Here is a 13112-nt window from a genome sequence, read left to right on the forward strand (position 1 = left end):
CGACCGAGCGCAGCGAGTCAGTGAGCGAGGAAGCGGAAAGAGCGCCCAATACGCAAAACCGCCTCTCCCCGCGCGTTGGCCGATTCATTAATGCAGAGCTTGCATGCCTGCAGGTCGACTCTAGAGGATCCCCCTGTGCTAGGATGGTCACCTAGATCAGGAAACAGCTATGACCCCAGTGTGCTGGAAAGGTAGCCTTAATATCACAAAATATGGAAAGTTTTCCTTAATAGTTGCAGGAGTTAAAAATGTCAGAAAAATTTAGCTATTTTGATAAAGCGGGCGCCATCGGCGGTATTTTTGCTGCCTTGGCCGCAGCCACCCCATGCTGCCTTCCTTTGCTCGCTACGGTGGGAGCATCTCTTGGTTTCGGCTTTCTTATGCCTTACCAAGCTGTTTCGGAGTGGGTTTTGCAAGGCTTCGCGCTCCTGGCTCTCTTTGGGGGCGTTATGGCGTTCTGCCGCCATAAACAGCTTATCCCATTACTTGTCATGGTTGGGTCGGTTATCGCTATTTTGTTTTATTATCAAATAGTTCGTCAGGCTGGCTTGGTTTATGGCGGTTTAGCAGGTCTTTTAGTCGCTTCGGTTCTTAACCATCGTGCAGCCAAACGGTGCAAAACCTGTGAACCCAGCCAAGCAAAAGCTGTTATTCTTGAGTCCGTTATTACTTGTCCGCACTGCGGCACTGCTAAAAAAGAACTGATGCCTACCGACAGTTGCCTGTTTTTTTATGAGTGTTCTGGTTGTCACCAGTTGTTACGCCCTAACGCAGGGCATTGTTGCGTGTTTTGCTCTTTTGGTTCAGTGCCTTGTCCACCTATCCAGCAGCAAAGCAGTTGCTGCGATTAGTCTCCAATTTGGTTGCCATAAGACTACGGGACAGCCACTTTGAGGCCTGACTAACTTTTCTCTTTCTGGTATCATTTCCCCCATCCTGAACCCAAAAAAGGAGTTTCGCCATGACTCTTGCTCGTAATCAGCAGGTATTCCTCGATTCTACTCCGTACTACCACTGCATTAGCCGTTGTGTGCGCCGTGCGTTCTTGTGCGGGCAAGATAGTGTGACTGGGCAGAATTTCGATCATCGCAAGCAGTGGATTATCGACCGAATGTTGATGCTTTCTGGCATCTTTGCTATTGATGTTTGTGCCTATGCTTTGATGAGCAATCACTATCATCTTGTTGTGCGAATTGATGCTCGGCGAGTGAAGTGTTGGAGTGATGAAGAGGTGTTAGAGCGGTGGTGTCAGTTGTTTTCTGGCAATGCTATGGTGCAAAAGCATCGTTCCGGCGAGGGGCTTGATAGCTATCAACTGCAGAAGCTTCAGGTGATGATTGCTGAGTACCGGCAGCGGCTCTGCGATTTGTCTTGGTACATGCGTTCGCTCAATGAGTTTATTGCGCGGCAAGCGAATCTGGAAGATAGGTGTACTGGCCGTTTCTGGGAAGGTCGTTTTAAGTCACAGGCTTTGCTGGACGAACAAGCGGTTTTGACTTGCATGGCGTATGTTGATTTGAATCCTATTCGTGCTGGTGTTGCTGCAACTCCCGAAAATTCTGACTTTACTTCCATTCAATCACGCATTCGGCAGTGGGCGTTGCAAGCGGGTGAAGCGGCTCTTGGTCGCGTTGAAGCTCCAACAGGATTCAGACCCGCAGCCCTACTCCACTTTGATGATAACAATAACGATGACTTAGCACTTCCATTTACGACGAAGGGATACTTTGAACTGATCGACTGGCTTGGCCGTGGTGTGCGTCCTGATAAGCGCGGAGCGATTGCTGCTGCGGTTCCGGAAATACTTGTTCGCTTAGGTATTGCACCGGAAATGTTCATGAAGCAGATGCAAAGCCCCCGTGAGTTTCACGGCATGGTTGGTACGGTAAGTCATTTGCGTGAAGCAGCCAAGCAGTGTGGTAGGCGCTGTGTGCGGGGGGTAGCGATCGCCAAAGGATTATTTGGCAAGGAATCAGCGTAGCGACGCGAGTCCCAGCGCGAAAATCACCACAATGCTCCCATACTCCAATAACGCCCCGATAGAGTTAGCAGCTAAGATAGATCAGATTAAGCGGTAACGGGAATGTATGATTGACTTTCTTGGTCATTTGCGCCGTGGCGATGACTATCTCTGCGCCAGCAGCACCAATAGAGCCGCGATTGGTGACGCATGGCCGCATCATCACTTCTCCCACGCAATAAACGCCCACAACATCGGCGCACAGCGCAGTCCGCGCCCCGCCATGTGCGCACGGAACCATTGAATGAGCGCGGCATGTTGGGCGGCATTCAACTCCATCCCTAACGATCCCTGAATCCGTGCGCTAAAATCATCAGCATCCGTGATTCCATCAAAACGATTAGCAACCTGAATGTAGTCCAGCCGTGGGTGAATGCCCATCTGATATAAAATGTTGAGCAGGTAAATATAATCAGGCAGTGGTGGAAGTTTGATTCCAAGCGCTTCAAGTAGTGAAGGGTCAATAAAATGGCCACCAACCGGATGCGTTAGATACACCCGTTTGCCTGCCTTTTGATGTAACTTACGCAGCGCTGCGCCAATGTCTTCTACCGTGGTCGAACGTGAGGCCACCACGATATCGCATTGGGGGATATCGTCCCAGCTTTCTTCCCACGACCGGCACAGGGGGACAACATTGGTCAGTTCGTCTTCTCCGGCTTGCTGCATCATGGCGTCCAGCATTCCCTGACTGTAATCCAAGCCGTACACACACTCCAGTCGCGGCGCGAGCGACAGAGCAATGGTGCCAGGGCCGCATCCGATATCCAGCAACGTGGTGCAGTCGGTAAGGTCCATCCGCTGCAAAAATTCCGTGACATACGCACTGCGGAACACCCGCTGTCGCATTTCTGGGGCACGTGCATCCCAATCGCTTGAAGGTTTTTCACGGCGGTTGGCATGTGCCATCTGCTGGCGGTAGAGGGCGGCAAAGTCGATTTTGGAGATGGGGTCAGCGTGCATAAGGTTTCCGTTCACGGATAATGAGCGTGCATTCTTTGCTGGCATCAAAAAGGTAGTCAATGCCGCTGGTGATGACAATTTCAAGCTGATTATCTATCAGAATGTAGCGATCATGGTGATTGGGGTAGGTGGCGGTAGTTTTTACTGTCCAACCTTCTTGGTGCATACTCTTGAGTTCGCTCAGGTGGATTTTATCAAGCTGTAGCCGAGGCGAGTCCAATTTGGGAAGCTCAATGGTGAGTTTTTTGCGCGGGAAAAGCGCAAAGAGATTCTTGGCTTTCCCCCAAGCATCTTTCAGATATCTATCATAGATAACAATGTGCTGGGCTTCTTGCAATAACGCCTGAAGGTGCGTATGCGCTTTGGCACGGGATTCACCCGGCTGAAACGACAACACATAGTTATTGCCGAGTGCATCGCCATGAATATTGACTCGTGGGAAGTCGCTGCAATGCTGGGAAAGGATTATTTTGTAGGTGGTCTGCTGCGCCAGATCTTCAAGCGATTGGCTGATAAGTTGATTGCTGGCGAGCTGCGATATCAACGCAGAGTCATCGACGTTCATGCGTCCGAGCTGGGCAACATTAGTGAGATGGTTCGGTTTGTAATAGTGCAGCAGCTTTTCAATGCACTGTTTATCATGAGCCTTGCCATGCTTAAATGCGTACCACTCTTGCAGCAGGTCATCTTCAAGAACAATACGGTACGCCATCAGCCAATCTCCAGCAGCTCTTGAAGCGTGGAGTCGAAAAAGCCGCTGGGAAAACGAACTTCATTACCATCAAGGTCACAAAAATGTCCCTGTTCGTTAATCTTCAACGAAGTGAAAGGGGTTGCTGCGCTAGGTTTGTAGTGGATAATCACCTGTTCGCTGGCAAGTTCTTTTTTGTATACCTCATAGCGGATGCGATTGATCAAATGCTCGCAATGTGTTTCCGCAATGATCTGAACTTCGCGCGCAGCAAGAAATGCTAAAAATTTCCCTAAACGGGACTGTGCGCCGGGGTGCAAGTGTATTTCTGGGTTTTCAATAAGGAGCAAGTCACCGGGCTTGGCGGTCAAGCACATGATGAGCAGCTTCAATAAATAACTGTTACCCGCGCCTGTGTTTAAAGGGGAAATGCTCCCGATGTCACCCATTATAAAGGTCACTTTCACGTGTCGCGAAGAGACTTTTTCTGCCTTTGCTTCGATGGGTTCGCCAATTATGTAACTCAGCCACCATGCCAATTGCGCTTTCAGGGTTTTTGCGTCAGCGTCTTTGACTTGCAGATGCTCATGGATAGGTTTGTCTTTGCACTGTTCAAAAGAGCCGAAAGCGTACTGGCCTTGGTCGCCAATTCGCTGGTCGTTGTCAAGTTCGACTATTTCCTCTGGCCCTGTGCGATCGGCGCGCAAATAAAAAAGATTTTCATCGTAGATATATGTTTTGGCATTAGCATCCCAAATTGCGTGGGAGGTGTTTTTGCTGAATCTCCCAGAATTTTGATTCTTTCCTTCGTGAAGTGAAATCCCGATATCATTTTTGTCAGAGTTCCGGCAGATGATATCGTCGTACAGCGAGAAAGGTTTTACAATTTTCCTAAGGTAGGTAAATTTCGCCGCATGCAATTCTAACTCTTTTTCAGGCAATATGTTGCTGATAAGGAGTAAAAGCGCTTGGATTACAGTAGACTTCCCGGCTGAATTTGGCCCAGTCAGGAGCGTCAGGGGAGTCAGCTCAAGCTGACAGTCGTCAAGACATTTGAATGCTGTAATGGTTATTCGAGAGAGCATTGCCATTCCTGAGCGATCCTTTCCATGGTTGAAAAGCGATATTCAACGTTTGTACTACTATCGACATTCGTTTTGAATTTTGTGCATGCGTCAAATTCTGATTTCAGCTCATCAAGTCTTGCCTTGAGTATGTTGTCTTGGCTTGGTGTTTGGTATATTGCAAAAAAATACGATAGGCATTCGTAAAGCGCCATGTTAATCGGACGACGATTCGCGTTGGTTGAGGCAAACCGAAAGGCGTCAACTCCCATGATGGTGTAGCATTGCTGCATCGCTGTTTTGAAGATGGCTTGAAGCGCTTCAATTTCTTGCGGCAACAGGCGGTTCAGGTGTTTCATGACGGCAGCCAAAAAATCATCGATGTTGCTCTTATAAGTAAAATCAAGTTGTTTCTGGCGCAAGAGATAAAACGCAAGGAAACGCAGGATAATATATTGATCGCGCATTCTTTGGGGTTTTATGCCGTTACCAGTAGCTTGTCTGAACTCCTCAGAAGCGCTCAATGTTTTCAATAAGCTTGTTGCCGCCCCTTGGTAAAGGGCATTGCGCATTTCTTGGCTATTGAGCTGCGTTCCGCTCCGGTTTACGCGATCAAAGATGTCGTATTTCACCCGCTCAGGCGTTGGAGGTTCGATAACGTAGACGAGAACCTGATAACGCTCGATTTTGCCTTTATAGAGTGGTTCCAAATCCTTGAAGCTTTTTTGGTCAAAGTGTGGAAGAAGTTTTAAGTTATTAAGGGTAAATCGATTATTCATGAAATCAATAATTGCGCCAATGCGTTGCTTGCCATCAACCATTTGCTTGGTGCCATTTTCATCTTCAAAAACATACACCACGGATATCGGAATGCCCATCAGAATGCTTTCAATGAGTTCACACTTTTGATCTGCTTTCCATGCCTGTTTACTCTGAAATTCGTGGGCAAACTGCAGTTCATCTGTTTCTTCAACCATGCGTTTGAGTTCAAATACACTATAGTGATTGACACTTACTTTCACCGTCGCATCCGGGTAAACATCTTGCGAACCGCGTTCTAGGCCAGTTTCTCCTTCAAGGAGCGATTGTGTGTTGTTTTTTTGTTTGCCTGTCGAACTCATAAAAAAGGGTGCTCCATGGCGATTGATATCCGAAAAAGTTCTTTGGTTACGATGACGGTGAAGTGCGCCTGTATTATGCCAGAAAAGTACCGTTTATGAACGAAAATAGCAATCGTGTGCTGCGTGACCTACTTTGATAGACTTTCCCCCTTGACACATCGCTATTACTTAAACTACATAACGCGCATCCGAAACCTTGCGCAAGTGAACGGAGTATTCTATGCAAATCAGTGGAGCCCTGTGGCTGGGCAATGACCAGCAGCAGTTGAATGAAAAACGGATCGAACTTTTGCGGCAGATTGGTCGCCACGGCTCGCTTAGTGCCGCCGCCAAAGCGGTTGGGCTGAGCTACAAGGGGGCGTGGGACACACTCGATGCCATCAATAACCTTTCGGGGAAACTGTTGGTGCTGCGTGTGGCCGGTGGCAAAGGGGGCGGTGGCAGTGTCCTGACAGAAGAAGGCGAACGGGTGGTACAGGTGTACGATTTGTTTGCCGAAGCGCATGGGCGATTCCTTGACTTGCTGGCGAACCACACCGCCAATCCGCAAGAGGCGTACAACATTTTACAAAGGATCGGCATGAAAACCAGTGCACGCAATCAGTTCAGCGGGGAAGTCGCGCACGTGCGTCATGGCTCCGTGAATGACGAGGTCGTCATTCGGGTCAATGCGGGCGATGAAATTACCGCTATTATTACCAAAGAAAGTGTCGAGTCGATGGATCTGGCCGTCGGGAAAAAGGTATACGCGCTGGTCAAGGCCAGTTCAGTGCTGCTTGCCAGCGAGGAACCCAAAGGAGTGAGTGCGCGCAACGTGCTGGAGGGTACCGTAGAGCGAATCATCCAAGGTGGTGTGAATGCTGAAGTGGTATTGGTACTGCCCGGCGAAACGCGGCTGGCGGCGGTGATTACCCGCGAATCGCTGGAGCGAATTGGCCTGCGCGAAGGGCGGACGGCGTGGGCATTTTTTAAGGCCTCCAGCGTTATTGTAGGTGTGTAAGATTTCGGCAATCTCGCCCATTTTTTTAGCTATCGTTATATACAGAACTTTCGTTCGCAAAAGGAGAACAGTATGCGTTTGATTTTTCTCGCACTGGTATTGTTGGTGTCGCTTACTTCCGGAGCTTTTGCACAAAACAAACCATTGACCGTTTTTGGCGCTGCCGACTTGCGCTATGCCCTTGATGCCGTTGTCATTGCTTTCAATAAAGAACATCCAAACACAAAAATTGAAACAATTTATGGTTCAAGCGGTAAAGCGTACGCGCAGATTCGCAATGGCGCTCCGTATGATTTGTACTTTTCTGCCAACATTGCCTATCCCGAAAGCCTGATAAAAGATGGCTTTGGCATTGGCGAAGCAAAACTCTACGCCATTGGCCGCATTGTGCTGTGGCAGCGCAAGGGTGGAAAAATTGACTTATTCAAAGGGATCAGCGTGCTCAATGACCCTGCCGTCAAAAAGGTCGCCATTGCCAATCCCGAACACGCCCCATACGGCGTTGCCGCCATGCAAACACTGAAAACACACGGAATGTGGGATGGAATTCAGCCAAAACTGGTCATGGGTGAGAATATTTCACAGGCCGCTCACTTTGCAGCGAGCGGTGCGGCGGATGTCGGCATTATTGCCTATTCGCTTGCGCTGGCGCCTGAAATGAAACAGATCGGTGAGCCGTTTGTGATGATTGACTATAAAGACCATAAGCCACTGCGTCAGGGGTATATGATCACAAAAACAGGTGCGAATCATCCGCTTGCAAAAACATTTGCCGAGTTTATCGAAGGAAAAACCGGCAAAGAAATACTCAAACAATATGGCTTTGAGGTGCCGACAGAATGAATCGACTCTGTGGTATTATTAATGGTGTCGAGAGCGACGGATCACTTTCACTTGTTGATGTATGCCTGAGTAATGACCAAAAATTGAGCGCGCTGGTGGTGGAGACCCCGGCGCGTTGCCCGTGGTTGCAACTCGGCCAGCCGGTGCAGGTACTTTTTAAAGAAACAGAAGTTTCCATCGCCAAAAACCTGACGGGCGATATTAGCCTGCGCAACCGCTTGCCCGGCACCATTCGGCAAATCCGCACGGGTGGCCTGCTAGCAGAAATCACGCTGGAAAGTCTAGGCGAAACCGTGGTTTCGATCATTACGGAACGCTCCGCCCAGCGTTTGCAATTAGCGGTGGGCGATGACGTCGAATGGCTTGTGAAGGCTAACGAAATTTCACTGCGGGGGAATCATGCTGAGTCCTGAATTTCTACAAACCATGCGCCTCACCTTTGCCGTAGCCGCCATAACCACCGTCATCCTGCTGATAATCGGCATCCCGCTGGCCTACTGGCTAGCTTACAGCCGTTCGCGCACCAAAGCCATCGTCGAAACACTCGTGAGCATGCCGCTCGTGCTACCGCCAACTGTCCTTGGTTTCTACCTGCTGGTGTTCCTGAGCCCCGTAAACCCTGTCGGTAATTGGCTCGATACGTGGTTTGGTATGCGGCTCGTGTTTTCGTTTGAAGGGGTGATCCTCGGCTCGGTGCTTTTTAGCCTCCCGTTTATGATCCACCCGCTTCAAAGCGGCTTTGGCTCCATTCCCGTCAATCTGCGTGAAGCGGCTGCCACCCTCGGTATATCGCGACTGCGCACCCTGTTCGTCATCTTGCTCCCCAATATGAAACCGGCGCTGCTGGCAGGATCGGTACTCAGTTTTGCCCACACCGTCGGCGAATTTGGCGTGGTATTAATGGTAGGTGGCAACATTGCCGGCGAAACGCGGATGGCCTCCATTGCGATTTACGACCGGGTCGAAGCGCTCGACTACGCCACGGCACATCAATACGCCTTTGTTCTGTTTGCGATTACTTTTTCTATTTTGCTGTTCGTGTACATTGTCAACCGGCGCTTTGCGCGGATGGAGCTGGCATGATTTCGCTGGAACTCAAAAAACGGCTGCACACGGCAGACGGGCCGATGGATCTGGTTTTTGCCTCGTCAATTGGTACGGGAGAATTCGTGACGCTATTTGGGCCATCTGGTGCCGGAAAAACTACGTTAATGCGCATGATTGCGGGATTGACCGATCCCGACGAAGGGATCATTCAAGTCGCGGGGCAGACGTGGTACGACTCTGCCGCTAAAATCAATCGCACCCCGCGCCAGCGTTCCATCGGCATGGTGTTTCAGGATTACGCATTGTTCCCCAATATGAGTGTCGCCGAAAACATCGGCCTTGCCCTACCGCGCGAAAAACGGGCAACCATCGTGAGCGAACTATTAGAAGTCGCCGGACTACAGGAACTTGCCCGGCGAAAGCCGGAACAGCTTTCCGGCGGGCAACGGCAGCGGGTAGCACTGGCACGGGCGCTGGCGCTCCGCCCCCAAGTGCTTTTGCTCGACGAACCACTTTCCGCGCTCGACTTGAGTATGCGACTGAAATTGCAGGAAGAACTCCTCGCGCTGCATCGCCGTTATCAGCCAACCACCCTGCTCGTCAGCCATGATATGAGCGAAGTGTTCCGCATGAGCCAGCGCGTGTTTGTGCTCGAAAAAGGGAACGTAGCGCGCTACGGCACCCCCGCCGAAGTCTTTGCTAACTCGCAGGTCAGCAATAAATTCCGCTTTACTGGCGAAATCGTCCATATCGAACCCAGTGGCGTGGTGTATATCGTGCATGTTCTCGTCGGCAGCGACGTGGTGCAGGTTGTGGCGACCGAGCGGGAAATGGGAAGCCTGCTGGTTGGCACCCGCGTGATGATCGCGTCGAAAGCATTTAATCCGCTTATTTTGGCAATGGAGTGAAGAGGGTTTGTTTAAAATATCATGGTATTTCTCGCTACAAGCACTATACTTGTATAGCAGTGATCATGAAAGGAGACCCCGTTATGTTAGCTATAAGACTCCCAGCAGACGTGGAGGAGCGCCTCGATAAATTGGCGAAATCCACCGGACGGACAAAAACATACTATGCCCGCAAAGCTATACTCACACACCTTGATGAACTTGAGGATATATATCTGGCAGAGCAGCGACTTACTGACATTCGCGCTGGAAAAACCAAACCGGTATCACTTGAGGACGTAATGAGGAATTATGAGCTGGGAGATTGAGCTTGATCCGGCAGCAGTGCGAGAATTGCGCAAACTTGATCGCCCAATAGCTAAGCGTATCCTTGACTATTTTCACAACCGACTTGCATGCATCGAAAATCCACGCAGTATTGGCGAAGCACTGAAAGGTGCCAAGCTTGGTGAACTCTGGAAATACCGAGTGGGTGACTGTCGAATTATCGCACACATTGAAGACCGTGAACTTCGGATCTTGGTAATACGAATTGGGCACCGCAAGGATGTGTATAAGTAAACTCTTGTGAAAATTGATCACGCTGCGGAGTGCAATACGCACTCCGACGGATGGTACTCTCTGACAAGCACACAGCACTGATGGAAGGAACAAAGCGTGACTCTCAAGCAAATACTTCTCTTCTGTTTCTCGATAGCGGGCATACTCGCCGTCAACACCAGTTGCGCGTATATCGCCTCTCAACAGGCGAACAACACAGAAATTATCGATCATCATACCAGCCAAAATGCACTCGACTGGGCGGGGATATATGCTGGAACATTGCCCTGCGCCGATTGTGCTGGGATAGCCACAACGGTCATACTCCAATATGACAATACGTTCGAACTACAGATGATCTATGAGGGGAAAAGCACTCATCCCTTTGTAGATCGCGGTCAAATTGAATGGGATAAGGCGGGGCGCACGATTCGATTGATCGGCCTCAATACTGTTCCCATGCAGTTCCAAGTGGGGGAGAATATTCTTTTCCTGCTCGACCAAGAGGGGCAAAGAATTCACGGCGCACTCGCCCCGTACTACCTGTTGCCAAAAATCAAGTAGTCTTTGCGCGAGAAATGCGCCGCACAAGCGCATTTTTCCACCGTGAATTTAAGCAAACGTTACAAGAAAGCGCGCAACATCACGCCTTGTCGTGAATGTTTCCCCTGAGTGCTTTGCCGAGTATTTTCTACTCTTCCGATACCCGAAAACTCCCCATCAAGCGGCTCAGCTTGCTGCCGGTATTGCGCGCGGTGTCGGACGATTCGTACAGATGCCCAACTGCCAGCCGCATTTCGCTGGTACTGCTGCGCACCTGTGAAATGTTGGCCGCGTGGCTTTCGCTACGCTGCGACACCTGCCGAATCGCGCCGAGGATCTGCTCAATAATACCGTGCAGGCTGGAGTTATCGGTTGCCGTCTCTTCGGCAAATGCCAGTCCGCGATCCACTTCGCTGACACCATTGTGCATAATAGCCACTGCCTGCTGCGTTTCACTGCGGACGGCGTCGAGCATCGTGCTAATTTCTTTGGTCGCTCCCGCCGTTCTTTCGGCCAGATTGCTCACCTCTTGGGCAACGACGGCAAATCCCCGCCCGTACTGGCCAGCGCGGGCAGCTTCGATAGAAGCATTGAGCGCGAGGAGATTAGTTTGCTTGGCGATATCGTTGATCACATCGGCAATGCGCGATATTTCTTCCGTGCGTTTATCCACATTCTGAATGCTCTGCGACGATGCGGCGATGGCATCGCGTATCCCCTGTGTTTCATGGCGCACCCGCTCGAACTGGGTTTTGGCATTGGCAATCACCTGATCCATCTCCGCGCGCATTTGCCCAGCAATGCCGGAAGCGTGATGAATATCGTGCATTTGGGCGTCAAGTTCGTGCAGCATGTTTTCTACCGCCGTTTCCATTTCGCGGGTCGCTCTGTCAACAAAACGACTTTGGCCAACCATTTCATCGTTCGCATGGCGCGAGTCGTGGGAAAAGCGGATGACTTGCGCTACGGTGTTGTCAAGGTTATCGATAAAACTATTGATCCAGCGCGCCATTTCGCCCGTTTCGTCCGCACTCAGGTGTTTGCCGCCAAGACGTTGGGCGAGGTTGCCACCCCCTTCGGCCAAGGTTCGAATCACTTCCGTCATGGCACGCATTTTGGTAACCAAACGGTTGATACCGAAATGGTAAAAGATCCAGCCACCGCACAGGAAAAGGGCGGCATTGACGAGATGCGTTACGGGTGCTGCGAGCTGGAGGACGAAGGTAAAGAACAGGTTGATACTGCCCATGATCACCAAGATCGCAAAAAAGAGGCGCATGAGAGTGAAGCTGACCGAACGGCGGCGATAGACCTCTTCCAGATCCGCTTCGCACATCATTCCCCAGCGGTCAGGCGATCCCGGCAGTTGAAACGTAACCCCTTTGCCGATGACCGGAATGTGGCGGTAATCGGAGTAGCCGGGATATTTGACGTACAGATTTTCGCCATTGCGGATCGTTTCGCGTACACCGGGGTGGAGTTCGTTGGTCGCCGGATCAGTAAAAACGATTTCAAATTCAGTGTGATGGCGAACTTTAATCACACCAAAGCCAGAATTGATCCCCTCTTTCAGGTTTTCGCCGTGCGAAAAAGTATTGTCTTCAAAGCGAGAACGCGAAAGCGCCGTTCCGCTGGCAATCCGCGATTCAAAATTGGACTGCGCCATGAAGATATAGTTGTCGCCCGATTCGTGGTAGATATGCCCCGCTTCGCGCTGAATCAAATCGCTGGTCACATCGTTGGGAATGCGTGCGCATAATACACCAAGATTGATACCATTCGCCGCGGCAATTGGCTGGCAAAACATCAGGGTGACGGCATCGTGGAACGAGGATGTCGTGGCGCCAAATTTTTCGGTGTCGGGATCAACATACGGGCCATGCAAAAACGGTTGGCGCATACCAGCAGCCAACGCCCGCTCATGTTCGTGCCGCTTGCCAATGCGCTGCGACTGTGTCGAAGCGATGATTTTCCCGCTTGGATCAACCACGAATAGCTCAGAAATTTCGCGAAGTTGCGCCTTGCGCGCCTTGATGATTGATTCGACGTGATTGGGGAAATCGTCTGCCAGCAGCTTAGCGATATTTGCCAAATACTCCCACTTCTGTTGTGTCCACCCCTGCAAAAGGGCAACTCGCGTCTCGGCAATGCCTTCAAAAGTCTCCTCAACACTCTTGTATGAATGGCGGTTGAGCGCGCACGACCACCGCATTGCAATCTTGCCGGTTTTACCAAACCAAGGCAGCCATTTTTGTTCGCTTGGGCGCAAATTCATTGCATCACTTTTCAAGGTCATTGATACACCTCGTTTCATTATATGCCGTTGCGTACAACGCAAAAGCAATGCCAAGGCGTCAAGCTGATTATTCTAA

The 13112-nt window shown here is 50.5% G+C and carries 16 protein-coding genes and 1 pseudogene; 11 read left to right on the plus strand and 6 right to left on the minus strand.

The features are described from left to right. Nucleotides 1-248: 248 nt before the first annotated feature. From P304_RS17610 to P304_RS0108990, 3 genes and pseudogenes are all read left to right on the plus strand, one after another. Nucleotides 249-590, plus strand: a pseudogene (locus P304_RS17610) (MerC family mercury resistance protein); the annotation flags it as partial. A gap of 60 nt (nt 591-650) precedes the next feature. Next, a complete protein-coding gene (locus P304_RS17615; RefSeq protein WP_027390278.1) occupies nt 651-851 on the plus strand; it encodes a GDCCVxC domain-containing (seleno)protein in 201 nt (66 codons plus the stop codon). 110 nt (nt 852-961) lie between these two features. Further along, entirely contained in the window at nt 962-1981 is a 1020-nt protein-coding gene (locus tag P304_RS0108990; RefSeq protein ID WP_027390279.1) for a hypothetical protein, read from the plus strand. A gap of 64 nt (nt 1982-2045) precedes the next feature. Here the strand turns inward: P304_RS0108990 and P304_RS17065 are convergent, their stop codons facing one another. Genes P304_RS17065 through P304_RS14845 form a run of 5 tightly spaced genes read right to left on the minus strand, consistent with a single transcriptional unit; the run spans nt 2046 to nt 5859 of the window. Next, nucleotides 2046-2183: a hypothetical protein gene (locus tag P304_RS17065; RefSeq protein WP_160165044.1), complete on the minus strand. Its 138-nt coding sequence runs from the start codon at nt 2181-2183 to the stop codon at nt 2046-2048. Further along, nucleotides 2183-2998 carry a class I SAM-dependent methyltransferase gene (locus tag P304_RS0109000; RefSeq protein ID WP_236613328.1) on the minus strand — a complete coding sequence of 272 codons (816 nt, stop codon included), beginning with the start codon at nt 2996-2998 and terminating at the stop codon, nt 2183-2185. The genes P304_RS17065 and P304_RS0109000 overlap by 1 nt, the downstream gene beginning before the upstream one ends. Next, nucleotides 2973-3695, minus strand: a complete 723-nt coding sequence (locus tag P304_RS0109005; RefSeq protein ID WP_027390281.1) for a hypothetical protein — start codon at nt 3693-3695, stop codon at nt 2973-2975. The genes P304_RS0109000 and P304_RS0109005 overlap by 26 nt, the downstream gene beginning before the upstream one ends. Beyond that, complete coding sequence (locus P304_RS0109010; RefSeq protein ID WP_201766943.1) at nt 3695-4765, minus strand: AAA family ATPase; 1071 nt, start codon at nt 4763-4765, stop codon at nt 3695-3697. The genes P304_RS0109005 and P304_RS0109010 overlap by 1 nt, the downstream gene beginning before the upstream one ends. Next, on the minus strand, nt 4744-5859 hold the full coding sequence (locus P304_RS14845; RefSeq protein WP_034764964.1) for a DUF262 domain-containing protein: 1116 nt from the start codon (nt 5857-5859) through the stop codon (nt 4744-4746). The genes P304_RS0109010 and P304_RS14845 overlap by 22 nt, the downstream gene beginning before the upstream one ends. A 220-nt stretch (nt 5860-6079) precedes the next feature. Here P304_RS14845 and P304_RS0109020 point away from each other — a divergent pair, with 220 nt between their 5' ends. The 8 genes from P304_RS0109020 (at nt 6080) to P304_RS0109055 (ending at nt 10761) form a co-directional block, all read left to right on the plus strand. Then, nucleotides 6080-6859 carry a TOBE domain-containing protein gene (locus P304_RS0109020; RefSeq protein WP_027390283.1) on the plus strand — a complete coding sequence of 260 codons (780 nt, stop codon included), beginning with the start codon at nt 6080-6082 and terminating at the stop codon, nt 6857-6859. A gap of 72 nt (nt 6860-6931) precedes the next feature. Continuing rightward, nucleotides 6932-7702 carry a molybdate ABC transporter substrate-binding protein gene (gene modA, locus P304_RS0109025; protein ID WP_027390284.1) on the plus strand — a complete coding sequence of 257 codons (771 nt, stop codon included), beginning with the start codon at nt 6932-6934 and terminating at the stop codon, nt 7700-7702. Next, nucleotides 7699-8115 (plus strand): TOBE domain-containing protein, encoded by a 417-nt coding sequence (locus P304_RS0109030; RefSeq protein ID WP_027390285.1) that lies wholly within the window; start codon nt 7699-7701, stop codon nt 8113-8115. Before modA ends, P304_RS0109030 begins: the two co-directional genes overlap by 4 nt. Next, nucleotides 8102-8785, plus strand: a complete 684-nt coding sequence (gene modB / locus P304_RS0109035; protein WP_034764968.1) for a molybdate ABC transporter permease subunit — start codon at nt 8102-8104, stop codon at nt 8783-8785. Before P304_RS0109030 ends, modB begins: the two co-directional genes overlap by 14 nt. Beyond that, nucleotides 8782-9657, plus strand: a complete 876-nt coding sequence (locus P304_RS0109040) for an ABC transporter ATP-binding protein (RefSeq protein ID WP_027390287.1) — start codon at nt 8782-8784, stop codon at nt 9655-9657. Before modB ends, P304_RS0109040 begins: the two co-directional genes overlap by 4 nt. 83 nt (nt 9658-9740) lie before the next feature. Further along, on the plus strand, nt 9741-9965 hold the full coding sequence (relB, locus tag P304_RS0109045) for a type II toxin-antitoxin system RelB family antitoxin (protein ID WP_027390288.1): 225 nt from the start codon (nt 9741-9743) through the stop codon (nt 9963-9965). Next, nucleotides 9949-10218 carry a type II toxin-antitoxin system RelE family toxin gene (locus P304_RS0109050; RefSeq protein ID WP_027390289.1) on the plus strand — a complete coding sequence of 90 codons (270 nt, stop codon included), beginning with the start codon at nt 9949-9951 and terminating at the stop codon, nt 10216-10218. The genes relB and P304_RS0109050 overlap by 17 nt, the downstream gene beginning before the upstream one ends. Before the next feature lie 96 nt (nt 10219-10314). Beyond that, a complete protein-coding gene (locus P304_RS0109055) occupies nt 10315-10761 on the plus strand; it encodes a copper resistance protein NlpE (protein ID WP_027390290.1) in 447 nt (148 codons plus the stop codon). A 127-nt stretch (nt 10762-10888) separates the two neighbouring features. Here P304_RS0109055 and P304_RS0109060 read toward each other — a convergent pair whose 3' ends face one another. Further along, nucleotides 10889-13036: a methyl-accepting chemotaxis protein gene (locus tag P304_RS0109060; protein ID WP_027390291.1), complete on the minus strand. Its 2148-nt coding sequence runs from the start codon at nt 13034-13036 to the stop codon at nt 10889-10891. Nucleotides 13037-13112: the final 76 nt, after the last annotated feature.

Source organism: Chrysiogenes arsenatis DSM 11915, from assembly GCF_000469585.1.
In the GTDB taxonomy this organism is placed as follows: domain Bacteria; phylum Chrysiogenota; class Chrysiogenetes; order Chrysiogenales; family Chrysiogenaceae; genus Chrysiogenes; species Chrysiogenes arsenatis.

Excerpts from the sequence above, each read along its gene's own strand:
- modB (WP_034764968.1), top strand. The coding sequence starts at position 8,102 with ATGCTGAGTCCTGAATTTCTACAAACCATGCGCCTCACCTTTGCCGTA.
- P304_RS14845 (WP_034764964.1), bottom strand. The coding sequence starts at position 5,859 with ATGAGTTCGACAGGCAAACAAAAAAACAACACACAATCGCTCCTTGAA.
- modA (WP_027390284.1), top strand. The coding sequence starts at position 6,932 with ATGCGTTTGATTTTTCTCGCACTGGTATTGTTGGTGTCGCTTACTTCC.
- P304_RS0109030 (WP_027390285.1), top strand. The coding sequence starts at position 7,699 with ATGAATCGACTCTGTGGTATTATTAATGGTGTCGAGAGCGACGGATCA.
- P304_RS0109005 (WP_027390281.1), bottom strand. The coding sequence starts at position 3,695 with ATGGCGTACCGTATTGTTCTTGAAGATGACCTGCTGCAAGAGTGGTAC.
- P304_RS0109040 (WP_027390287.1), top strand. The coding sequence starts at position 8,782 with ATGATTTCGCTGGAACTCAAAAAACGGCTGCACACGGCAGACGGGCCG.
- P304_RS0109060 (WP_027390291.1), bottom strand. The coding sequence starts at position 13,036 with ATGACCTTGAAAAGTGATGCAATGAATTTGCGCCCAAGCGAACAAAAA.
- P304_RS0109050 (WP_027390289.1), top strand. The coding sequence starts at position 9,949 with ATGAGCTGGGAGATTGAGCTTGATCCGGCAGCAGTGCGAGAATTGCGC.
- P304_RS0109020 (WP_027390283.1), top strand. The coding sequence starts at position 6,080 with ATGCAAATCAGTGGAGCCCTGTGGCTGGGCAATGACCAGCAGCAGTTG.
- P304_RS0109010 (WP_201766943.1), bottom strand. The coding sequence starts at position 4,765 with ATGGCAATGCTCTCTCGAATAACCATTACAGCATTCAAATGTCTTGAC.
- P304_RS17065 (WP_160165044.1), bottom strand. The coding sequence starts at position 2,183 with ATGATGCGGCCATGCGTCACCAATCGCGGCTCTATTGGTGCTGCTGGC.
- P304_RS0108990 (WP_027390279.1), top strand. The coding sequence starts at position 962 with ATGACTCTTGCTCGTAATCAGCAGGTATTCCTCGATTCTACTCCGTAC.
- relB (WP_027390288.1), top strand. The coding sequence starts at position 9,741 with ATGTTAGCTATAAGACTCCCAGCAGACGTGGAGGAGCGCCTCGATAAA.